Annotated in this window: 20 protein-coding genes; 14 read left to right on the forward strand and 6 right to left on the reverse strand. The window is 59.8% G+C overall.

Annotated elements, in window-relative coordinates:
* The first annotated feature begins 22 nt into the window (after positions 1-22).
* The 7 genes from BLR16_RS11685 to BLR16_RS11720 all read left to right on the forward strand — a co-directional run bounded on the left by BLR16_RS11685 (position 23) and on the right by BLR16_RS11720 (position 7,475).
* Positions 23-1,027 carry a response regulator gene (locus BLR16_RS11685; RefSeq protein ID WP_003364923.1) on the forward strand — a complete coding sequence of 335 codons (1,005 nt, stop codon included), beginning with the start codon at positions 23-25 and terminating at the stop codon, positions 1,025-1,027.
* A gap of 116 nt (positions 1,028-1,143) precedes the next feature.
* Positions 1,144-2,239, forward strand: a protein-coding gene (gene prfB, locus BLR16_RS11690; RefSeq protein ID WP_096102164.1) for a peptide chain release factor 2 whose coding sequence is annotated in 2 segments (ribosomal slippage) — positions 1,144-1,215 and positions 1,217-2,239 — 1,095 coding nt in all. Because the reading frame shifts where the segments join, the coding sequence is not laid out codon by codon here.
* A gap of 69 nt (positions 2,240-2,308) precedes the next feature.
* Complete coding sequence (lysS, locus tag BLR16_RS11695) at positions 2,309-3,811, forward strand: lysine--tRNA ligase (RefSeq protein WP_003364921.1); 1,503 nt, start codon at positions 2,309-2,311, stop codon at positions 3,809-3,811.
* 92 nt (positions 3,812-3,903) lie between these two features.
* Positions 3,904-4,629 carry a TetR/AcrR family transcriptional regulator gene (locus tag BLR16_RS11700; RefSeq protein ID WP_003364919.1) on the forward strand — a complete coding sequence of 242 codons (726 nt, stop codon included), beginning with the start codon at positions 3,904-3,906 and terminating at the stop codon, positions 4,627-4,629.
* A gap of 134 nt (positions 4,630-4,763) precedes the next feature.
* Positions 4,764-6,041, forward strand: coding sequence for a flavohemoglobin expression-modulating QEGLA motif protein (locus BLR16_RS11705; protein ID WP_003433414.1), 1,278 nt, complete (start codon positions 4,764-4,766; stop codon positions 6,039-6,041).
* Positions 6,042-6,261: 220 nt separating this feature from the next.
* Positions 6,262-7,158 (forward strand): alpha/beta hydrolase, encoded by an 897-nt coding sequence (locus tag BLR16_RS11715; RefSeq protein WP_058416019.1) that lies wholly within the window; start codon positions 6,262-6,264, stop codon positions 7,156-7,158.
* Entirely contained in the window at positions 7,155-7,475 is a 321-nt protein-coding gene (locus BLR16_RS11720) for a PA3694 family proteiin (RefSeq protein WP_003364912.1), read from the forward strand. The genes BLR16_RS11715 and BLR16_RS11720 overlap by 4 nt, the downstream gene beginning before the upstream one ends.
* Before the next feature lie 80 nt (positions 7,476-7,555).
* On the opposite strand, the gene BLR16_RS11725 is transcribed toward BLR16_RS11720, so the two are convergent.
* On the reverse strand, positions 7,556-8,338 hold the full coding sequence (locus tag BLR16_RS11725; RefSeq protein WP_003364910.1) for a lipotoxin F family OmpA-related lipoprotein LptF: 783 nt from the start codon (positions 8,336-8,338) through the stop codon (positions 7,556-7,558).
* 59 nt (positions 8,339-8,397) lie between these two features.
* Entirely contained in the window at positions 8,398-8,811 is a 414-nt protein-coding gene (locus tag BLR16_RS11730; RefSeq protein WP_003409265.1) for a DUF4398 domain-containing protein, read from the reverse strand.
* Between the two features lie 380 nt (positions 8,812-9,191).
* Here BLR16_RS11730 and ppc point away from each other — a divergent pair, with 380 nt between their 5' ends.
* The 6 genes from ppc to BLR16_RS11765 all read left to right on the forward strand — a co-directional run bounded on the left by ppc (position 9,192) and on the right by BLR16_RS11765 (position 15,769).
* Entirely contained in the window at positions 9,192-11,828 is a 2,637-nt protein-coding gene (ppc, locus tag BLR16_RS11735) for a phosphoenolpyruvate carboxylase (RefSeq protein ID WP_074805517.1), read from the forward strand.
* A gap of 282 nt (positions 11,829-12,110) precedes the next feature.
* Positions 12,111-12,758, forward strand: a complete 648-nt coding sequence (adk, locus tag BLR16_RS11745) for an adenylate kinase (protein ID WP_003364903.1) — start codon at positions 12,111-12,113, stop codon at positions 12,756-12,758.
* A gap of 92 nt (positions 12,759-12,850) precedes the next feature.
* Positions 12,851-13,525 carry a tRNA (adenosine(37)-N6)-threonylcarbamoyltransferase complex dimerization subunit type 1 TsaB gene (gene tsaB / locus BLR16_RS11750; RefSeq protein WP_074805514.1) on the forward strand — a complete coding sequence of 225 codons (675 nt, stop codon included), beginning with the start codon at positions 12,851-12,853 and terminating at the stop codon, positions 13,523-13,525.
* A gap of 243 nt (positions 13,526-13,768) precedes the next feature.
* Positions 13,769-14,080 carry a hypothetical protein gene (locus BLR16_RS11755; protein WP_003364898.1) on the forward strand — a complete coding sequence of 104 codons (312 nt, stop codon included), beginning with the start codon at positions 13,769-13,771 and terminating at the stop codon, positions 14,078-14,080.
* A 2-nt stretch (positions 14,081-14,082) separates the two neighbouring features.
* Positions 14,083-14,946, forward strand: a complete 864-nt coding sequence (locus BLR16_RS11760) for a DUF72 domain-containing protein (RefSeq protein WP_054080750.1) — start codon at positions 14,083-14,085, stop codon at positions 14,944-14,946.
* Positions 14,947-15,079: 133 nt separating this feature from the next.
* On the forward strand, positions 15,080-15,769 hold the full coding sequence (locus tag BLR16_RS11765; RefSeq protein WP_044309246.1) for an extensin-like domain-containing protein: 690 nt from the start codon (positions 15,080-15,082) through the stop codon (positions 15,767-15,769).
* 10 nt (positions 15,770-15,779) lie between these two features.
* On the opposite strand, the gene BLR16_RS11770 is transcribed toward BLR16_RS11765, so the two are convergent.
* Positions 15,780-16,403: a hypothetical protein gene (locus BLR16_RS11770; RefSeq protein ID WP_003364895.1), complete on the reverse strand. Its 624-nt coding sequence runs from the start codon at positions 16,401-16,403 to the stop codon at positions 15,780-15,782.
* 96 nt (positions 16,404-16,499) lie between these two features.
* Here BLR16_RS11770 and BLR16_RS11775 point away from each other — a divergent pair, with 96 nt between their 5' ends.
* Positions 16,500-17,309, forward strand: a complete 810-nt coding sequence (locus tag BLR16_RS11775; RefSeq protein WP_003364894.1) for a class I SAM-dependent methyltransferase — start codon at positions 16,500-16,502, stop codon at positions 17,307-17,309.
* Between the two features lie 71 nt (positions 17,310-17,380).
* Here the strand turns inward: BLR16_RS11775 and BLR16_RS11780 are convergent, their stop codons facing one another.
* The 3 genes from BLR16_RS11780 to BLR16_RS11790 all read right to left on the reverse strand — a co-directional run bounded on the left by BLR16_RS11780 (position 17,381) and on the right by BLR16_RS11790 (position 21,444).
* A complete protein-coding gene (locus tag BLR16_RS11780; protein ID WP_092194286.1) occupies positions 17,381-18,070 on the reverse strand; it encodes a DUF4197 domain-containing protein in 690 nt (229 codons plus the stop codon).
* 317 nt (positions 18,071-18,387) lie between these two features.
* Positions 18,388-20,889, reverse strand: a complete 2,502-nt coding sequence (gene plsB / locus BLR16_RS11785) for a glycerol-3-phosphate 1-O-acyltransferase PlsB (protein WP_044309248.1) — start codon at positions 20,887-20,889, stop codon at positions 18,388-18,390.
* 177 nt (positions 20,890-21,066) lie between these two features.
* The gene (locus BLR16_RS11790; RefSeq protein ID WP_003433406.1) at positions 21,067-21,444 is read right to left on the reverse strand and encodes a hypothetical protein; all 378 of its coding nucleotides are present in this window, start codon (positions 21,442-21,444) and stop codon (positions 21,067-21,069) included.
* Positions 21,445-21,451: the final 7 nt, after the last annotated feature.

The following is a 21,451-nucleotide window of genomic DNA, read 5'->3' on the forward strand; positions in this document are numbered from 1 at the left end:
GTCGGCGATCAGGAGAAAGATCATGAATGACCTGCAAACGGATGAGCTCAAGACGCCGGATGAAAACAGCGCAATGGTGCTTTTGGTGGATGATCAGGCCATGATTGGTGAAGCCGTACGACGCGGCCTGGCCGGCCATGAGTCCATCGACTTTCATTTTTGTGCCGACCCGCATCAGGCGATTGCACAGGCCGTGCAGATCAAGCCGACGGTGATTCTGCAGGACCTGGTGATGCCGGGCCTGGACGGGCTGACGCTGGTTCGCGAGTACCGCAGCAACCCGCTGACCCGCGATATCCCGATCATCGTGCTGTCCACCAAGGAAGACCCGCTGATCAAGAGCGCGGCGTTCACGGCCGGGGCCAACGACTATCTGGTCAAGCTGCCGGACAACATCGAGCTGGTGGCGCGCATTCGCTATCACTCGCGCTCGTACATGACCCTGTTGCAGCGCGACGAGGCCTATCGGGCCCTGCGCGTCAGCCAGCAACAACTGCTCGATACCAATCTGGTTCTGCAGCGCCTGATGAATTCCGATGGCCTCACGGGGCTGTCGAACCGCCGCCATTTCGACGAGTATCTGGAACTGGAGTGGCGCCGTGCAGTTCGCGAGCAGACCCAGTTGTCGTTGCTGATGATCGATGTGGACTACTTCAAACCCTACAACGACAACTTCGGGCATCTTGAGGGTGACGAGGCCCTGCGTCAGGTCGCCAAGGCAATCCGCAACAGTTGCAGTCGCCCGTCGGACTTGCCGGCTCGCTACGGCGGCGAGGAGTTCGCCATGGTCCTGCCCAACACCTCGCCGGGAGGGGCGCGTCTGCTGGCTGAAAAGCTGCGCCAGAGTGTCTCCGGCATGAATATCCCGCATATGGCGCCAGCGCCTGGCTCCAGCCTGACGGTGAGTATCGGCGTGGCAACCGTGACGCCGCAGCTCGGAATGCACAGCCGTCAGCTGATTCTGGATGCCGACAAGGGGCTTTATCAGGCCAAGAATAACGGGCGCAATCAGGTCGCGGCGGGCTGACGCCGGCAGCGACCGGTAAATAGGCCTCACAACGCCCGCTCGACGGGCTGCTTTCGTGGCCTTGCCTGGGGTATACTCGTCGGCTTTGAAAATTTCGCCTGCGAGTGCTGCCTACCATGGAAATCAACCCGATCCTAAACAGCATCAAGGATTTGTCCGAGCGCTCCGAAACCATTCGGGGGTATCTTTGACTACGATCACAAACATGATCGTCTGACCGAAGTCAACCGCGAGCTCGAAGATCCAAACGTCTGGAACAACCCGGCCTACGCCCAGGAACTGGGGCGCGAGCGCTCCCTGCTGGCGCAGATCGTAGAAACCCTGGACGAAATGTCCTCGGGTCTGGCCGATGCCAAAGACCTGTTGCTGATGTCTGCCGAAGAAGAAGACCAGGCTGCCGTCGATGACGTCGCCGCCGAAGTCGAGCGCCTGCGCGAATCGCTGGAAAAGCTCGAGTTCCGCCGCATGTTCAGCGGCGACATGGACCCCAACAACGCTTATCTGGACATCCAGGCCGGCTCCGGTGGCACCGAAGCGCAGGACTGGGCGAACATCCTGCTGCGCATGTACCTGCGCTGGGCTGACAAGCGCGGTTTCGACGCTACCATCATGGAACTGTCTGCCGGTGAGGTCGCCGGTATCAAGGGCGCTACCGTGCATATCAAGGGCGAATACGCCTTCGGCTGGTTGCGTACCGAGATCGGCGTTCACCGTCTGGTGCGCAAGAGCCCGTTCGACTCCGGCAACCGTCGCCACACCTCGTTCTCGGCCGTATTCGTTTCGCCGGAAATCGATGACAACATCGAAATCGACATCAATCCGGCGGATCTGCGCATCGACACCTACCGTTCTTCCGGGGCCGGTGGTCAGCACGTAAACACCACTGACTCGGCGGTGCGGATCACCCACGTTCCGACCAATACCGTGGTCAGCTGCCAGAACGAGCGTTCCCAGCATGCGAACAAGGACACCGCCATGAAAATGCTGCGGGCCCGTTTGTATGAGCAGGAAGTGCAGAAGCGCAATGCAGCGTCCCAGGCACTCGAAGACACCAAGTCCGATATCGGCTGGGGTCATCAGATTCGCTCCTACGTACTGGACGCCTCGCGTATCAAGGACCTGCGGACCAACATCGAACGCAGCGACTGCGACAAGGTGCTTGATGGCGATATCGACGAATACCTGATCGCGAGCCTCAAGCAAGGGCTGTAAACCGTCAGCCGACACCTCAAGTCCCTCGTCGCAAGTCGAGGGCGAACCTGTGATGGAATCTTTAAAGACATGAGCGACCAACAACTCGACCCGCAAGCCCTGCAACAGGAAGAAAACACCCTGATCGCCTTGCGCAAGGAAAAGCTTGCAGCAGGCCGTGCCAAGGGTCAGGCCTTCCCCAACGACTTCCGCCGCGACAGCTACTGCAATGACCTGCAGAAACAGTACGTCGACAAGACCAAGGAAGAACTGGCAGAGGCAGCGATTCCGGTCAAGGTTGCCGGTCGCATCATGCTCAACCGTGGCTCGTTCATGGTGATCCAGGACATGACCGGGCGCATCCAGGTCTATGTCAACCGCAAGACCCTGCCTGAAGAAACCCTGGCCGAGGTGAAAACCTGGGACCTGGGCGACATTATCGCTGCCGAAGGTACTCTGGCACGCTCCGGCAAGGGCGACCTGTACGTCGAGATGACCAGCGTTCGTCTGCTGACCAAATCTTTGCGTCCGCTGCCCGACAAGCACCATGGCCTGACCGATACCGAACAGCGCTACCGTCAGCGTTACGTCGACCTGATCGTCAACGAAGACGTGCGCGAGACCTTCCGCGTGCGCTCGCAGGTTATCGCTCACATCCGCAGCTTCCTGATGAAGCGCGACTTCCTCGAAGTCGAAACGCCGATGCTGCAGACCATTCCCGGTGGCGCGGCGGCCAAGCCGTTCGAAACCCATCACAATGCGCTGGACATGGAAATGTTCCTGCGTATCGCCCCGGAGCTGTACCTCAAGCGATTGGTGGTCGGTGGTTTCGAGAAGGTCTTCGAGATCAATCGCAACTTCCGTAACGAAGGTGTTTCGACCCGGCACAACCCCGAGTTCACCATGCTCGAGTTCTACCAGGCCTACGCCGATTACGAAGACAACATGGACCTCACCGAGGAACTGTTCCGCGAACTGGCGCAACTGGTTCTGGGTACCACCGACGTGCCTTACGGCGACAAGGTGTTCCACTTCGGCGAACCGTTCGTGCGCCTGTCGGTGTTCGACTCGATCCTCAAGTACAACCCCGAGCTGACCGCTGCCGACCTGCAGGACATCGACAAGGCCCGCGCCATCGCGAAAAAGGCCGGTGCCAAGGTGCTGGGCTTCGAAGGTCTGGGTAAATTGCAGGTGATGATTTTCGAAGAGCTGGTCGAGCACAAGCTGGAACAGCCTCACTTCATTACCCAGTACCCGTTCGAAGTGTCGCCGCTGGCGCGCCGCAATGACGAAAACCCGAATGTTACCGACCGTTTCGAGTTGTTCATCGGCGGTCGCGAAATCGCCAATGCCTACTCCGAGCTCAACGACGCCGAAGATCAGGCCGAACGCTTCCAGGCTCAGGTGGCCGACAAGGATGCCGGTGACGACGAAGCCATGCACTACGACGCCGACTTCGTCCGCGCGCTGGAGTACGGCATGCCGCCGACGGCAGGCGAGGGGATCGGTATCGACCGGTTGGTGATGCTGCTCACCGACTCGCCATCGATCCGTGATGTGATCCTCTTCCCGCACATGCGCCCGCAAGCGTAATCAGTGGAAAAACAGCCGCCTTCATTGGGCGGCTTTTTTTTAAGTGTTTTTTCAGATCGACTCATTTCAGAGCGACTTATAAGGAAGCTGTCGTGACGATTGCCAGAGAAGGGGCCGCCGGAGTAGCGAGCGCGGTGGCCAAAAGTGTCAAGTATCAGGGGCGCAAGGCTGCGCGTGAGGGCAGTGAGCAACGCAGGCAGGTCATTCTCGATGCCGCCATGCGTATCGTGGTGCGTGACGGCGTACGCGCCGTACGCCATCGTGCAGTGGCCGCCGAAGCCAGCGTACCGCTGTCGGCAACCACCTATTACTTCAAGGACATCGATGATCTGCTGACCGATGCCTTCGCCCAGTATGTACAGCGCAGTGCCGACTATCTGGCGCGGCTGTGGCAAAACACTGAAGGCATTCTGCGCGAGATGATGAGCCGCAGTTCCGGGAGCCCGACTGACCGGTTTCGTCTGGCGGACGACATTGCGCGTATGGTGACGGAGCATATTCGCCATCAATTGCTGACCCGGCGTGACTATCTGATCGCCGAGCAGGCGTTCTACCACGAAGCATTGATCAACCCGCGCCTGACGCCGCTGGTCATGGCCCATCAGGAAATTCTTCTGCAAGGCAGTTGTCAGTTCTTTCAGGTGATCGGTTCCCTGCAGCCCTATCAGGATGCTCAGGTGTTGACGGGGCTTATTCGTCGCATTGAGTATCAAGGTCTGCTGCATGGGCCACAGCGTCAGGCGGACGAAGAAATGCTCTGTATCCTGACGCGGCAGATGCGTCTGGTCCTGGGGACCCCGCAGCCGCTTCGAGGGTGACTATACTGCTGCGCGAGTGCCTGGGATCGGCTGTTCAGATGGCTTGACGATCCTGCCGGTTTCGATATTTTCCAGAGGTGGCGTGTTGTTCGGCGCCGCCATGCAGTAGCGTGACAGCCAGCCAAGGAGTACCGGTGGACGAGTATCAACAGACTATTCGTGCTTTATCGGATCGGATCGTCGTTGCACAGACGCCGATTCGCATTCTGGATGCAGTTAAATGGGATGAGAACGTCCGCAAGGAGTTTCTGGCCGCCAAGGGCAAGGCGCTTCCTGCCGTGGACCGCGCCTACTATGAAAACCGTCCGCTGGGTTTCGACTCTTCCGCCTTGAAGCAGGAGTTTCAGAACATCGAGCGCGACGTCACGCGCCAACTGGGGCAGTTCAATCCGGTCGGTCAGATCATGCGCCGTATGTGCCGTGAGTACCGCATGGTGGTGCGTATGCTCGAGGCCCGCGGTACGTCCGACTTCGGCCTGATTTCTCAGGAACTGTACGGCGCGGCATCCGACGCCTTTCATGCGGGTGACCCGACGCTGGCCGATCTTGGCTTGATGCTTTCGGATTACCTGAACAACATTGCCGGGCGCGGCGACCTGAAGGACGAGCCGAAAACGCTCACCGCCAAGGACGCCGTTTCGCTGCTGCAATCGCGTTTGAACCGCGTGTTCGGTGAGGCCGAGGAGACCATCCGGGTTTTCGAATCCGACGGGATCGTCGCTGATGCGGCTGCCGGTGCCGACTACATCAAGATCCGCACCGACGCCATGTTCAACGAGCGCGACGTCCGTGCGCTGGAAGTGCACGAAGGGCTGGTGCACGTGGGTACCACGCTGAACGGGCAAAACCAGCCGATCTGTACGTTCCTGTCAAAGGGGCCGCCGTCGTCGACGGTGACGCAGGAAGGCCTGGCGATTCTCATGGAAGTCATCGCCTTTGCATCCTATCCCAGCCGCCTGCGCAAGCTGACCAACCGCACGCGCGCCATTCACATGGCCGAGCAGGGCGCTGATTTTCTGCAGGTGTTCGAGTTCTATCGCGAGCAGGGTTTTGGCATGTCGGAGAGCTACGGCAATGCCAGTCGCGTCTTCCGCGGCTCGGTGCCCAACGGCTTGCCGTTCACCAAGGACCTGTCCTATCTGAAAGGCTTCATCATGGTCTACAACTACATTCAGCTCGCCGTGCGCAAGGGCAAGCTTGAACAGGTGCCGCTGCTGTTCTGCGGCAAGACCACGCTGGAAGACATGCGTACCCTGCGCCAACTGGTGGACGAAGGGCTGGTGGTTGCACCCAAGTACCTGCCCGAGCAGTTCCGGGACATGAACGCCCTGTCGGCCTGGATGTGCTTCTCCAACTTCCTCAACCACCTGAGCCTGGACCGCATCGAAGCGGACTACTCGAATATTTTGTAGGCCGAACTGACTATCGTGCCAATGCTCCGCGTTGGCACGCAGTGGGTGACGCTCGGCGTCACAAATCTGCGCCGCGCTGCACAGTCAGGATCGGACGCAGAGCGTCCAGAACGGCATTCCCACGCTGGAGCGTGAGGAACGATAATCTTGTAACTATCGTGCCATTGCTCTGCGCCAGCACGGCAGTGATGTGGCGATGAAAACAACAAGGAAACCTCATTTGAAACTGCTCGGCATCTTCACCCTGATCCTTGCGCTCACCGGTTGCAGTTCGATGTTGTTCTACCCCGAACCAGGTGTTCCGTTCACGCCCGACAAGGCGCGCCTGCAGTATCAGGACGTGAACCTCACTGCGGCCGACGGTACACGCCTGCATGGCTGGTGGCTGCCCGCCAGGGAAGGCGTGCCGGTGAAGGGTACGGTGCTGCATCTGCATGGCAACGGTGGCAACCTGTCCTGGCACCTTGGTGGCGTCTGGTGGTTGCCCGAGCAGGGTTATCAGGTGCTGATGCTGGATTACCGCGGCTATGGCGAGTCGCAGGGCGAGCCGAGCCTGCCTGCGGTCTATAAGGATGTTCAAGCCGCTTTCGACTGGTTGAACACTGCACCGCAAGTGCAAGGCAAACCCCTTGTGGTTCTGGGACAAAGTATTGGTGGAGCACTGGCAGTGCATTACCTGTCCGAACACCCGCAGGAGCGCTCGCGGCTCAAGGCATTGGTGCTGGACAGCGTGCCGGCCAGCTACCGCAGCGTCGCGCGAAACTCGCTGAGTAAATCGTGGCTGACCTGGCCATTGAAAACGCCCTTGTCCTGGCTGATCCCGGAGGCAGACAGTGCCGTCAACGGCCTGCCACGATTGGCCGGCACACCGATGCTGATCTTTCACAGCATGGACGACACACTGGTGCCACTCGCCAACGGCATCGAGCTGTACAAGGCCGCGCCGCCACCGCGCGTATTGCAATTGACCCGGGGCGAGCACGTACAGACATTCGCAGACCCTCTCTGGCGTCAGGTGATGCTGCGCTATCTGGACGATCCGACGCATTTCAACGGCCTGCGCCGCCTTGCGGAAGTGCCCAACTACCCGACCCCCGCCACACCTCCAGCGCCATGAGTGGCGACCGTAACCTCAATGGCATGATCCTCAGCGCTGTCGGTGCAGTCATCGGCACGGTGGGCTGCCTGTGGTTTTACGGTTACCTGCACTTCGCAAAGCCAGAAGATGCGCTGCTGCTCGGTGAATTCACACTGCTAAAAACCGTACCCGGCGAGGATTACAAAGTCGCTGCCACGCCCGCCGCCGAGGTGGCGCAGTGCGTTGATGGCGTACTGGTGTTGTTCGATACATCACGAAAAGGTCTGTCGGGCGTATTGATCGATGATCGCAGGCAGGCAGTACGCTGCCTGGGTCAGCAAACGCCTCGGCAATAAAGACAGCGGTAAAAACCCTCGCCCATGAAAAAGCCCCGCCTGTATGCGCAGGCGGGGCTTCGGTGCAGCAGCTCAGTCGCTTATTTCATCGAAGAGCGTGGTGCAACAGGCTGGTTGTCGTTGGAGATGGTGACTTCCACACGACGGTTCATGGCGCGGCCCGAGTTGCTGGAGTTGTCAGCAACCGGGTATTCCTTGCCATAACCCATGGTCACAACGCGCGCTGGGTCTACACCCATGCGTACCAGAGCCATGCGCACCGAGTTGGCGCGACGCTCGGACAGCGACTGGTTGTAGGAAGCCGAACCGGTGCTGTCGGTATAGCCTTCGACAATCACTTTACGGTCCGGGTTTTCCTGCAGGAAGCCAGCCAGCTTGCCAATGTCGCCCTGGGCGGTTGGCTTCAGTTCGGCCTTGTTGTAGTCGAACAGTACGTCACCGAAAGTCACCAGCGTACCGCGTTCGGTCTGCTTGGCGTTCAGGCTGTTTTTCAGTGCAGCGATCTGCGCGTCACGCGCTTCCAGACGGGCCTTGGCGCGGTCGGCAGAAGCGTTTTGCAGAGCTGCTTCAGAGGTACGCAGAGCGATGGTCTGCTTGGCCAGCTCGATACGCTGGTTGGTCAAGTACGACAGTTGATCGACTTTCTGTACGTCTTCATCGTTACGGAAGGCCTGTTCTGCCTTGGTCAGCCATTCGCTGGCGTCCTTGGTTTCCAGGGCTGCGACTTGAGTGGCCTGAGGGTTGGTCTGCAGCGCGGTGAAGTTGCTGCGAGCCTGTTCCAGGTTAGGGTTCGGCTTGGTTGCACAGGCTGCCAAGGCAACGCTCATGGCCAGCAGAGCAGGGATCATCAATTGTTTACGCATAATAGGGTCGTCCTTTAATCAGTTACGAATTCATGAAAACAGAAGGGGGCGCAGGGCAATCACTGCACCTGGCGCAGGCCTTCTTCACGGAGTTCGTTGACGCCTTGACGAGCGTCCTGCACGGCCTTGGCAGCTTTGGCGGCCTGAGATTTACGTTCTGCTACGCGAGCGTCCCACTCGGCTTGTTCAGCCAGACGGCGTGCTTCATCGTATTTGTGATCCTGCATGGCCAGATCAGCAGCTTTGAGCTTGTCCTGAGCCGACTTCATTTCTACCGCCGCGAACTCGGTACCGCCAGCGCTGACAGCGCTGTTGACGGCCGATTGCGAAACCGCGTACTGCTCGGAGGGCGGGTTACCGGCACAACCGGCCAGGATAAAGGTGCTACCGAGTGCCAGCGCAGCCAGCTTGAGACCGCGCAGGCCTTTGAACTTGGTTTTGGCAGTTAGGGTGTTCATGTTGATCAACTCCAATGTCTGACTCCAACGTGGTTATCCATGACAGTCGTTGCATCAAGTCCGGGCATCAGGTTGTACAACCGCCTACTGCCTTTCGGGCTTTCCTGTAATGGTTAATCGTTCCGACCTGCGCGGTTTTTGAATAGTTCAGATAAATATCTACTGAGCGGTCAGGATTTTTCAGAGGCCTTCAGACGATTGCCAATATGTTGTCCATCATATGAAGAGGCGTGAAGCCACGATCAATAACCCTGATGGCGTTCAGGTTTTTGCTGAAGCATTTGTCCAATTGCAGGCTTTTGGTGCACTGTTGGCACAGCGGATTTGAATTCACGTATGCCCGTGCTGCCGAGCGGGTACGCAACTGAGCCCAGATAAAAAACGGGAGAGGAACGATGGCCGATATCGATGCGCGTCTGCGCGAAGACGTTCACCTGTTGGGTGAGCTGTTGGGGAATACGATTCGTGAGCAGCGAGGCGCTGAATTTCTCGACAAGATCGAGCGTATTCGCAAAGGTGCCAAAGCGGGCAGGCGCGGTTCCGCAGAAGGGGCCGAGCAACTCAGTTCCAGCGTCGACGGGCTGGGTGATGACGAGCTTCTGCCGGTTGCACGTGCGTTCAACCAGTTTCTCAACCTGGCCAATATTGCCGAGCAATATCAGCTCATGCACCGCCGCGACGATAAACAGCCGCTGCCGTTCGAGTCGCGAGTACTGCCCGAGCTGCTTGATCGCCTGAAGGCCGAAGGCCATTCACCTGCTGCCCTGGCACGTCAGCTGAGCAAACTGGAAATCGAGCTGGTGCTGACTGCGCACCCCACCGAGGTCGCACGCCGTACGCTGATTCAGAAATACGACGCCATCGCTGCGCAGTTGGCAGCACTCGATCATCGCGATCTCAACAGCACCGAGCGCACACAGATTACTTCGCGCCTGCAGCGGCTGATCGCCGAGGCCTGGCACACCGAAGAGATTCGGCGCATCCGACCTACGCCGGTCGATGAAGCTAAATGGGGGTTCGCGGTCATTGAACACTCGCTCTGGCACGCCATTCCAAACTACCTGCGTAAGGCTGACCATGCGCTGCATGCGGCCACCGGCATGCATTTGCCGCTGGAAGCCGCGCCGATCCGTTTTGCCTCCTGGATGGGCGGCGACCGTGACGGCAACCCGAATGTCACGGCTGCGGTCACCCGCGAAGTGCTGTTGCTGGCGCGCTGGATGGCGGCTGACCTGTATCTGCGTGACGTGGACAATCTCGCCGCAGAACTGTCGATGCAGCAAGCCAGTGACGCTTTGCGTGCCAGCGTGGGTGACAGCGCCGAGCCCTATCGGGCGGAGCTCAAACGCCTGCGCGAGCGTTTGCGTGCGACGCGCAACTGGGCCAATGCCTCATTGAGCGAAACCTTGCCTGCGCCGGAAGCGGTGCTGCGGGACAACCGTGAACTGCTGGACCCTTTGCTGCTGTGCTTCCAGTCGCTGCACGAATGCGGCATGGGTGTGATCGCCGACGGGCCGCTTCTGGATTGCCTGCGTCGCGCAGTCACATTCGGTCTGTTTCTGGTGCGTCTGGATGTTCGCCAGGATTCCAGCCGTCACTGCGCAGCGATGACCGAAATCACTGATTACCTGGGGCTGGGTCGTTACGAAGAGTGGGATGAGCAGGCCCGCATCGACTTTCTATTGCGTGAATTGAATAACCGCAGGCCGCTGCTGCCGAGCTACTTCAAGCCGGCAGCCGACACCGCAGAGGTGCTGGCAACCTGCCGGGAGGTGGCAGCCGCTCCAGCGGCGTCCCTGGGGTCTTATGTGATCTCGATGGCCGGCTCGGCCTCGGATGTGCTGGCCGTGCAGCTGCTGCTCAAGGAGTCGGGGCTGCAGCGGCCCATGCGTGTGGTGCCGCTGTTCGAGACACTGGCCGATCTGGATAACGCCGGGCCAGTGATCGAGACGCTGCTCGGGCTGCCGGGCTATCGCTCGCGTCTGCACGGCCCGCAAGAGGTGATGATCGGCTATTCCGACTCGGCCAAGGATGCCGGCACGACGGCGGCGGCCTGGGCGCAGTACCGCGCTCAGGAAAGGCTGGTGGAGATCTGTCGCGAGCAGCAGGTCGAATTGCTGCTGTTCCACGGCCGTGGCGGTACAGTCGGTCGTGGCGGCGGTCCCGCGCACGCGGCGATCCTGTCGCAACCGCCGGGTTCTGTGGCCGGGCGTTTCCGGACCACCGAGCAAGGGGAAATGATTCGTTTCAAATTCGGCCTGCCGGACATCGCCGAACAGAACCTCAATCTTTATCTGGCCGCTGTGTTGGAAGCGACCTTGTTGCCGCCACCACCTCCACAACCGGCGTGGCGGACGATGATGGACCAGATGGCCGGCGACGGAGTCAGCGCCTATCGCGCGGTGGTGCGTGAGAACCCTGAATTCGTCGAGTATTTCCGCCAGGCGACACCCGAGCAGGAACTGGGGCGTTTGCCACTTGGCAGTCGTCCGGCCAAGCGCCGCGAGGGCGGTGTAGAGAGTCTTCGTGCCATTCCGTGGATCTTCGCCTGGACGCAGACGCGTCTGATGCTGCCCGCCTGGCTGGGTTGGGAAGCGGCACTGAGCAAAGCCCTGGAGCGCGGCGAAGGCGAGGTGCTGGCACAGATGCGTGAGCAGTGGCCGTTCTTCAGAACCCGTATCGACATGCTGGAAATGGTCCTCGCCAAAGCCGATGCGGACATCGCCCGACTCTACGACGAACGTCTGGTCAGCGCCGAGCTGCAACATTTGGGCGCACATTTACGCGACCTATTGTCGCAGGCGTGCAATGTGGTTCTGGGGTTGACCGGGCAGAAGCAACTGCTGGCCCACAGTCCTGAAACACTGGAATTCATCAGTCTGCGCAACACCTACCTTGACCCGTTGCATTTGCTTCAGGCAGAGCTGCTGTCGCGCTCGCGTAATCGTGAAGCCAGTCTGGACAGTCCTCTGGAACTGGCGCTGCTGGTGTCTGTAGCGGGGATTGCTGCCGGTCTGCGCAACACTGGCTGATGGATGAGGCCCATGCCATCTCCGGGCCTTTTCGGTGCGGCGATGGCCAGCGCGGGATTTGCAGGCTGGCCTGCCGTAAACCTTGATACAGGTCATATCACTCTGAAATCAAGGCTGACAAGGCGGTACGCCTGCGCTTACTGCGACTTTCGGCGGCTTGTGCGGCCTCGGTCTGCTGTGTATCTTGATCAGCCTTTCGGCCTATTGGCCTGATTCATTTTTTAGATTGGCCCCCGAGGCGAATCCGATGATTTCACTATAAAAAATTTGAGGAGCATGACGATGCGCGTGATTCTGCTGGGAGCTCCCGGGGCCGGTAAAGGTACTCAGGCAAAATTCATCACTGAAAAGTTCGGCATCCCGCAGGTTTCGACAGGCGACATGCTGCGCGCTGCAGTCAAGGCTGAAACCGAGCTGGGCCTGAAGGCCAAAAGCGTCATGGACTCGGGCGGTCTGGTTTCCGATGACCTGATCATCGGCCTGATCAAGGACCGTCTGGCCCAGCCGGACTGCGCGAACGGCGTGCTGTTCGATGGCTTTCCGCGCACCATTCCACAGGCCGAAGCCCTGTTGAAAGCCGGTCTGGAAATCGACCATGTGCTGGAAATCGCCGTCGATGACGAAGAAATCGTCAAGCGCATGTCCGGCCGCCGGGTTCACGAAGGTTCCGGGCGCATCTACCACACCATCTTCAATCCGCCGAAGGTTGAAGGCATTGATGATGTGACCGGCGAACCACTGCTGCAGCGCAAGGACGACGTCGAAGAGACCGTGCGTCATCGCCTGTCGGTGTACCACGCCCAGACCAAGCCGCTGGTCGAGTTCTACAGCAAGCTGGAAGCGAAGAACGGCAAGCCCAAGTGCAGCCATATTCCGGGCGTCGGTTCGGTTGAGGACATCACTGCAAAAGTACTGGAAGCCCTGAAGTAAGGCTCTCGGTCTGAACAATAAATGGCCCGCTTGCGGGCCATTTGTCATTTATACTGCTGCACTTTTTCACATTGACCACGACGGAAACACCGATGACCACCTTGCTGGCCCTGGACACCGCCACTGAAGCCTGCTCGGTCGCTTTGCTGCATGACGGCAAGGTGCTGAGCCACTACGAGGTGATCCCGCGCCTGCATGCCCAGCGGCTGCTGCCCATGATCAAAAGCCTGATGGCCGAGGCGGGCATTGCCATGTCGGCGCTGGACGCCATCGCTTTCGGGCGCGGTCCCGGCGCGTTTACCGGCGTGCGTATTGCCATCGGCGTCGTGCAAGGCCTGGCATTTGCCCTTGAGCGTCCGGTGCTGCCCGTGTCGAACCTCGCCGTGCTGGCGCAGCGCGCCTTGCGCGAACACGGCGTGTCGCAGGTGGCATCGGCTATCGATGCGCGCATGGACGAGGTGTACTGGGGTTGCTATCACGAGGCCGCCGGGGAAATGCGCCTGTTGGGCGAAGAGGCTGTGATGGCGCCCGAATTTGCCGCGCTGCCTGCGCACGCCAGCGGGCAGTGGTTTGGCGCCGGTACGGGCTGGGGCTATGCAGAGCGTATTCCTCTCAGTCTGACAGGCCATGATGCAGCCATGCTGCCGCACGCGCAGGATCTGTTGATGCTGGCAACCTTTGCCTGGCACCGCGGCGAAGCCCTGCCTGCGGATGACGCTCAGCCGGTTTACCTGCGTGACAAGGTGGCTACGCCGAAGGCGCGTTGACGCAAGGACGGGGCTTGCACAACAGCCTGCCGCATTCCATGCAGGTGTCTTTCAATACTCGCCAACCGCCCAGCCAGTATTTAAAAATATCAGTTTGCCATCTACCGTTTATCGTCTGAATGGTCTTTAATCTCATTTGGCGATAACAAGTTGCAAGATATGTGGTCTAGTTATCGTTACGCAATTTGCGAGCTACAAGGCAGTAACGCTAAATTGCCACTATCGACGCCGAGTACATAATCGATGCGCATAGACGGAACCTCATCACGCTCGTATCCCATCAAGCGAAAGCCGCAGAAAACGCCTTCGACCGTCGAAGGGTCTTTTGAGGAAGTCGTAGTTGATGCCGAGTTGCCGCCGCCCCCAGCGCGCGCTCGCCGTGAAACGGGTGATTCGCCGATTGGCAGCACTGCCAACGTGCCTGCGCGTCCGCAAGACATCATTTTCCCGCGCTCCATGAGCTCTCGTGTCGCCCACGCGCTGGCCAGTTATATGGCCACTGCCAGTTTTGTCGATTGGGACCTTGAAGTATCGGGGCTCGATCTGCACGTTTGATTGTGTCCCGTCTGCCTTACTACGTTGGTTGTCCGTCATGGAGTGAAAACGCCTGGCGCGATTCGTTGTACCCCGAAGATGCCCGCCCCAATGATTTCCTGAATCTTTACACTCAGGTATTCAACGCTGTCGAAGGTAACACCACTTTCTACGCCCGTCCCGCCGCCACCACGGTGCAGCGCTGGGCAGAAACGATGCCCGACGATTTTCGTTTCACCGCCAAATTCCATAAAGACATCAGTCATAACGGCGACCTTCGTGAGCAGGTCGGCGCCGCTGAGGAATTCATCCGGTTACTTGCGCCTCTGGGCGGGCGGATAGCGCCGTTCTGGCTGCAGTTGCCCGCCAGCTTCACGCCGCAGCGTCTGGCCGAGCTGGCCGGCTTTCTCGACGAACTCAACGTGCCGCTTGCCGTAGAAGTGCGCAATATGGCGTTTTTCCTGAAAGGTGATGAAGAGCGCATGCTCAATCGCCTGCTGCTGGACCGAGGCGTCGAGCGCATCTGTCTCGATTCCCGCGCGTTGTTCAGCTGCGTCTCAAGCGATCCCGCAGTCCTGCACGCCCAATCGAAAAAACCCAAGGTGCCACCTCGTCCGGCCGCGCTGACCCTGTTTCCTCAGGTCCGTTTCATCGGCGGTCCTGACCTGGAGGCCAATGATCAGTTTTTGGTGCAGTGGGTGGAAAAGGTCGCCGTGTGGATCGAAGAGGGGCGCACGCCTTATGTCTTCCTGCACACCCCGGACAACATCAAGGCTGCCGAACAGGCCATGCGCTTTCATCAGCAACTGATGGCGCGATTGCCTGGCCTGCCGGCATTGTTCGAACTGGATCGCGGGCCTCAGGTGGAACAGTTGGGCTTGCTCTGAGGTCTTCCAGGTGTGGGCTGACAGAGTCCGACCTTGTGGAGAGCCCGCTTATGGATTCGCAACTGCGCTGTTTTGTCCCTATCCATAGATTTTCTGTTCGATTCGCACCCGTGGCGCGGGTCAAGGGTTAAGCATGCGCGTGCTGCTGGTATTCCTGCTGCTCTGTGCAATGGGGGCGTTCGCCGTCTGGCGCGGTTGGGTCGATGTACCCGAGCGCTGGAACCCGTGGGCGCCTTTGGATGTGCGGGCCGAGCCCAACTTTCTGACGTCTTACAAGCTGTCGCGACTGCAAAATGATCCCGCGCTGTGCGATCAGGTGCTGAGTTCGTCAGGGTTGCGTTTCAGTCGCCAGGCCGACAGTGATCCTTCTGCCCGTTGCCCCCTGGAAAATACCCTGCGCATTCAGGGTGGCGACGTGGCGCTGAGCAGCAGCTTTCTGGCCAGTTGCCCGTTGGCGGTCGCCTATGCGCTGTTTGATATTCACACCTTGCAACCCGCCGCCCAGGCTGTTTTCGGCCAGCGGGTAGCGCGGATCGATCATTTGGGCAGCTTTGCCTGCCGCAACATCTACAACCGCGCCAATGCTCGGCTCAGCCAGCACGCCACGGCCAATGCGCTGGACATGGCAGGTTTTCGCCTGGCAGACGGTCAGCGCATTGTTGTTCTCAAGGATTGGGGCGACGAGGGGGAAAAGGGGCGTTTTCTGAGGCTGTTACGTGACGGTGCCTGCAAAAACTTCAGCACGGTGCTCGGGCCTGAGTACAACGCGGCGCATCGCGATCATTTTCACGTCGACATGGGGCGCTGGTCGGTGTGCAGGTAAGTGTTCGGGCTTATGCCGCCATGCGCAGGTTCTGCAGGATCAGCGGACGTGCCCAGCCGTTCTCGTAGTCGAACTGGCGCTGTTGGGCGGCGATGGTCTGCTCATCCAGAGGTTGGGCAGGCTTGTCGGCCAGTTCCCATTCGAATTCGGCAATCGGCAGATGCAGCGGGCGTGGCTGCGGGCCTGGGCCTGGTTTGACGCTATCGTCATAAGGGTTCAGAACGGTAGGGCGTACCCAGTGGCTCTCGAACTCCAGATGGCGTTGCTGTTCGATCATTTCAGCCATGCTGAACGGCTCTGCAGGCGGAGGCAGCAGATCAAGGTCAAACTCGGCAATCGGCAGGAACAGCGGCTCTGGAGGCTTGACCTCGGTATCGGTGACCGGACAGGTACGTTGCTCGACGATCTTGCTCAGGGTTTTGGCGCCAGCGACCGGCTCGCCTGTTTCTACATCCACCTCAACAGCCGTCGGGTGTACGGGTACTGAAGCGCTTTCACTGACCTGATCCGCCATCGCCCGGGCAAATGCATCCGACCACAGCTGTGTCACACCACCCAGTGTGCGGCTGTTGCGTACGCTAAAGTCGCCTGAGTGCGACAAATAGCCGATGGATGATTGAACAATCTCTGACATAGCGATCAGTACTGGCCTTGGGTCTGGCAAAATGCCGGATACTTGGTTATCGGCAGACTTTGCCGATCATTAACAATTTTTGAGTGTGTAGACGCAATGATTGAGCAGCAAGCAGGCAGTCGTATCCGGGTCGAAGCCCTGGCCGTTGGCGAGCAGGAGCAGGCGGCGCAATGGGCGCAGCGCCTGGGCCTGCCGTTGAGCGATGCGCACGCTGATTTTGCACTGCAACTGACTGACGACGGGCTGCAATTGCAGCAGTTGGGCGATGATGCACCGGGCGCTGTACGTGTCGACTTTGTCGAGGGCGCAGTCGCTCACCGGCGGCTGTTCGGTGGTGGGACCGGGCAGATGATTGCCAAAGCGGTCGGTATTCAGCCAGGCATTCGCCCCAGCGTGCTGGACGCAACGGCAGGCCTTGGCAAGGATGCGTTCGTGCTCGCGAGTCTCGGTTGCGACATGAGCCTGATCGAGCGTCAGCCGATCATCGCTGCATTGCTGGAAGACGGTCTGGCCCGTGGGCGCGGTGATCGTGATGTCGGTTCTATCATCGCCCGGATGCGCCTGTTGACCGGCAACTCGATCGATATCATCCGTGCCTGGACAGGGGAGCCGCCTCAGGTGATCTACCTGGACCCGATGTTCCCGCACCGGGAAAAGACCGCACTGGTGAAAAAGGAAATGCGTCTGTTCCGGCCATTGGTCGGTGATGACATGGACGCGCCTGCGTTGCTTGAGGCAGCACTGGCGCTTGCCACCCACCGCGTGGTGGTCAAACGCCCGCGCAAGGCGCCCTGCATCGACGGCCTCAAGCCAGGTTATGCGCTGGACGGCAAATCCAGCCGCTACGACATTTACCCGAAGAAGGCCTTGAAGCCCAAGGCAGCCGCAGAGGAAAGCGGTGCATAGCGCCTATTCTCAACGGCCCGGGCCCGAGTCAAACGCAGAGGCGCCCGTGAATACAGGCGCAGACCTTGCACTCAAAGCGCGCCAAATACCTTCTTCGCCAGGCCCGTAGCGGCAGCAGCAGGGTTGGCGCGGATGCTTTCTTCCTGTTTGGCGATCATTTCGAACAGCCCGTTCAGCGCTTGTTCGGTCACGTAGCCTTCAAGGTTGGCACTTTTGCTGTCAAGCGCGCCAAGCGCCGCCGCTTTGCCGGCAAAGGCATTGTACTTCTGGGCCAGACCCACCTGATCGGTGGACTTCTTGACGATAGGCAGGAACCTGGCGCGGATCTGCTCGCGGCTGGTGCTGCTCAGGTACTGGGTGGCCGAGTCCTTGCCGCCGCTGAGAATGGCCTTGGCGTCGGTTACGCTCATCTTCTTCACTGCATCCACAAGCAGTGCCTGAGCTTGAGGCACGGCGGCTTCGGCGGCCTGGTTCATGCTGGTTTCCAGCTGATCGACCTGAGTGCCCATGCCCAGCATTTTCATCTTCTTCGCGATCTGGCCGAGTTTGCCCGGCAGCTCGATGCGCACCTCTTCATTTTTGCTGAAACCACCGGGAACGCCGAGCTGTTTGACGGCGACCTGTGCGCCCTGAGTCAGGGCATCCTTGAGTCCACCGGTTGCGTCCGATTGCGAGCGGTCGCTCAACGACAGGGCGAAAACGTTGGCCGACAGCAGAAGGCCAGCGCACAGGCCGGCCAGGGAGAACGAAAAACGAAGCATGAGAGCGTCCTTGTTGAAGTGGGTTCTGACCTGAACCCGGGGCGATAGTGGTGCGGTGCGTGAGCAAGCGTATCAGGAAGTCGCGACAGGCACTTGCACCCGTTAGCGATGGACGTCAATCGATGTTGAGGGGATGAAGCTTTGTGAAACGACAACGACGCGCCGAGGCGCACCGTTGAAGGGAGCATTCAGTGTTGAACGGATCAGCAGGCTGCCTGAGTTGATAGGCACCAGTCATTGGTACACACCCAACCCTAGCAGGGTCCAGACAGCACAAAACACTCGTCTAAAGATCCCTGCCAGATTACGGAAAAGCCCTACGCTGGCTCTTGATCGCTTCCCACGTCCTGCTCCTCTTCATTGCTGTGCAAGGCCACTTGCCGTATCGAAAGACGGATTTCGGCAGGCAATACGCGCTTGGCCGCCCCTTCCGCCAGTTCGCCCAGCATCGGGTGATAGCTCAGCTTGCCGGCACTGTCCTTGCGCAGCACGCCCAGGTCCAGCAGGGTCTGAATGAAGTGCCGGAACAGGCTCTTGTCGAAGAACTCCGGCGCATTGAGGCCGTGCAGAATCGACAGGCGCTGGGCCATGACCGTGCACAGGTCCTCGAGCTGTTCGGGACTCAGCGTGTTCTGCCCGCTGTTGAGCAACAAGGCGATCGCCATGTAGAAGCGCTGCAGGGTCTGGGCGATGGCGCGCGACAACAGGGTCAGCAAGACGAACTCGCGCGAGCTGGGCTCGGGGCGCACGTAGGCGTCCTTTTTGAAGCGCAACAGACCTTGTTCCACGAACGCAGCGAGCCATTGATCGACCACCTCATCCAGTTCGTTCAGCGGCCAGCGAATGAACAGCTCCGATTGCAGGAACGGGTACAGCGCACGTGTGTAGCGCAGGATCTGATCGCGGGTCATGCGCGACGAGCTCTGGAAAAAGCTCGCGAGCAGCGACGGCAGGGCGAAGATGTGCAGAACGTTGTTGCGGTAGTAGGTCATTAACACGGCATTCTGTTCGTTCAGGTACAGAATTTTGCCCAACGCGTCTTTTTGCTCGGCGAGCAGGTCCATGCCTTTGACATGCTCGATCAGCGAGCGGCCGTCGCCTTCGGGCAGCGTCGTGTGCGGGGAGTACGGAACGGCGCGTAGCAGGGTCAGGTACAGGTCGAGAACCCGCTCCATGGCCTGATCGTCCAGCGCCAGCCTTTGCGTCGACAGTAACGCCACGGCAACCAGGTTCATAGGGTTGACGGCAGCGGCTTCGTTCAGGTGCTGGGCCACACGCTCACCCAGGCGGTGCGTGGTCTCGCTCAGCCATTCGGGGCGAAATTGCGGGTCCAGTTGCTGTTCGCGCCAGTCCGGTTGCTCGCCATCGAGGAACTCGGCCAGTTTGATGGGCGCACCGAAGTTCACCGAGACCTGGCCGAAGCGCTTTTTCAGCGCGCCAATGACTTTGAAGATATCGAAGATCGACTCTTTCTTCTTGGTTGCCCCGCGCAGCTCGCCCAGGTAGGTGCGGCCCTCCAGAACACGCTCGTAGCCGATGTACACCGGAATGAAGACGATGGGCATCCGCGAGTTGCGCAGGAAGCTGCGCAGGGTGATGGCGAGCATGCCGGTTTTCGGTTGCAGCATGCGCCCGGTGCGCGAACGGCCGCCTTCGACAAAGTATTCGACCGGAAAGCCCTTGATGAACAGCGTGTGCAGGTACTCGGTGAACACCGCCGTATACAGCGGGTTGCCCTTGAACGTGCGGCGCATGAAAAATGCCCCGCCACGTCGCAGCAGGCTGCCGACCACCGGCATATTCAGGTTGATGCCGGCGGCGATGTGCGGCGGCGTGAGGCCGTTGCGAAACAGCAGGTAAGACAGCAGCAGATAATCGATATGGCTGCGGTGGCAAGGTACATAAATGACCTCATGTCCCGGCGCCACTTCCTGAACGCCTTCGATGTGGCTGACCTTGATGCCATCGTAGATCTTGTTCCAGAACCAGCTGAGGACCACTTCCATGAAGCGGATCACCGAATAGGTGTAGTCCGAGGCGATCTCGTTGCCGTAGCTCAGTGCCCGTTCCCGCGCCTTTTCCTGGGTGATGTGTTCACGCTCGGCCTCTTCGATGATCGCCTGCTTGACCAGTGGCTCATCCAGCAGACCCTTGACCACCGTGCGCCGGTGCGAAACGTCCGGGCCGATCACGGCGCTTTTCAGGTTGCGAAAATGCACGCGCAGCAGACGTTGAGTCATGCGCAGCGTCAGTTCGTAACCCTTGTTTTCACCCACCAGTTCGCGCATGTGAATCGGCGCAGAAAACTGCACGCGGGTCTTGCGGCCCAGAATCAGGATGCTGACCAGACGGCGTAAGCGACCGGTCACCGCCCAGCTGTCGGCAAACAGAAGCTTCCAGGCACTGGACTCGCGGTCAGGTGACTGGCCCCAGAACACGCTGACCGGGATGATCTGCGCGTCTTCGCCGGGGTTCTGGCTGATGGCTGCAACCACACGCTCCAGCGTCGGGGGCGCACCGCGCTTGTCCTGGCGACCGAGCCAGTCAGGGGAGGGGGTCAGGTAAAAGAATGCGGCGGGCTCAATCAGGTTGCCGACCGCCACCGACAGCACCGGACGAGGCAGACCGGCCTTGCGGCATTCTGTGTCGATCACTGCCAGATCGCTGATCGACGGCGATTGCAGCGCATAGAACACCGGGCGACTGCGGTCCAGATTCAGCGTGAAAGACGATTGATTGATGGTTTCCGAGCGAACCCAGAGATACAACAACCGGCGCAGGGTGCCGAACACAAGACGACGGAATGGAGAACGGGTCATACGGCTTCTGCTGAGTGAGGGGCGGGCGATTGCCCTGGATGGGCGCCAGTGTGACGTATCCCGCAGCGATCGGCAAAAGCGCCGTATGCCGGCTGAACGGATCAAGTCTGAATGACCGCGTACCGAGCCGGGTTCACCTCACGACGGCACGCATCGGCAACGTCGCAGCGAAAAATCCTACGAGGTTCGCCAGGTTATCTCTTCTTCGCCGTCGGCACTCACGCGTATCCAGCGATCGGCAGTCTCGTCGCTTTCTTCTTCAACCCAGGTGCCCGGGGCGCAACGTACTTCAACGTTCAAGGCCTTGAATGCAGCGCGGGCGCAGGCGATGTCGTCTTCCCACGGGGTCTGGTCGCTGTCCAGATGCAGGCTGTTCCATTTGCCGACCGCTTTGGGCAGCCAGGTGACGGCCACAGTGCCCGCTGTGCATTTCCAGGTCTGGCCTTTCTGCTTCCATTCGCTGCAGGAGCCCAGCGCGTCGCCGAGCCATTGGGCGATTGCCTTGTGATCGACGTCTTCGTCTTTCAGGTAAATCTCGATATCGGGTTGGCGCATGGGGGCC

It is taken from the genome of Pseudomonas sp. BS3767 (assembly GCF_900099665.1).
GTDB lineage: Bacteria > Pseudomonadota > Gammaproteobacteria > Pseudomonadales > Pseudomonadaceae > Aquipseudomonas > Aquipseudomonas cerasi.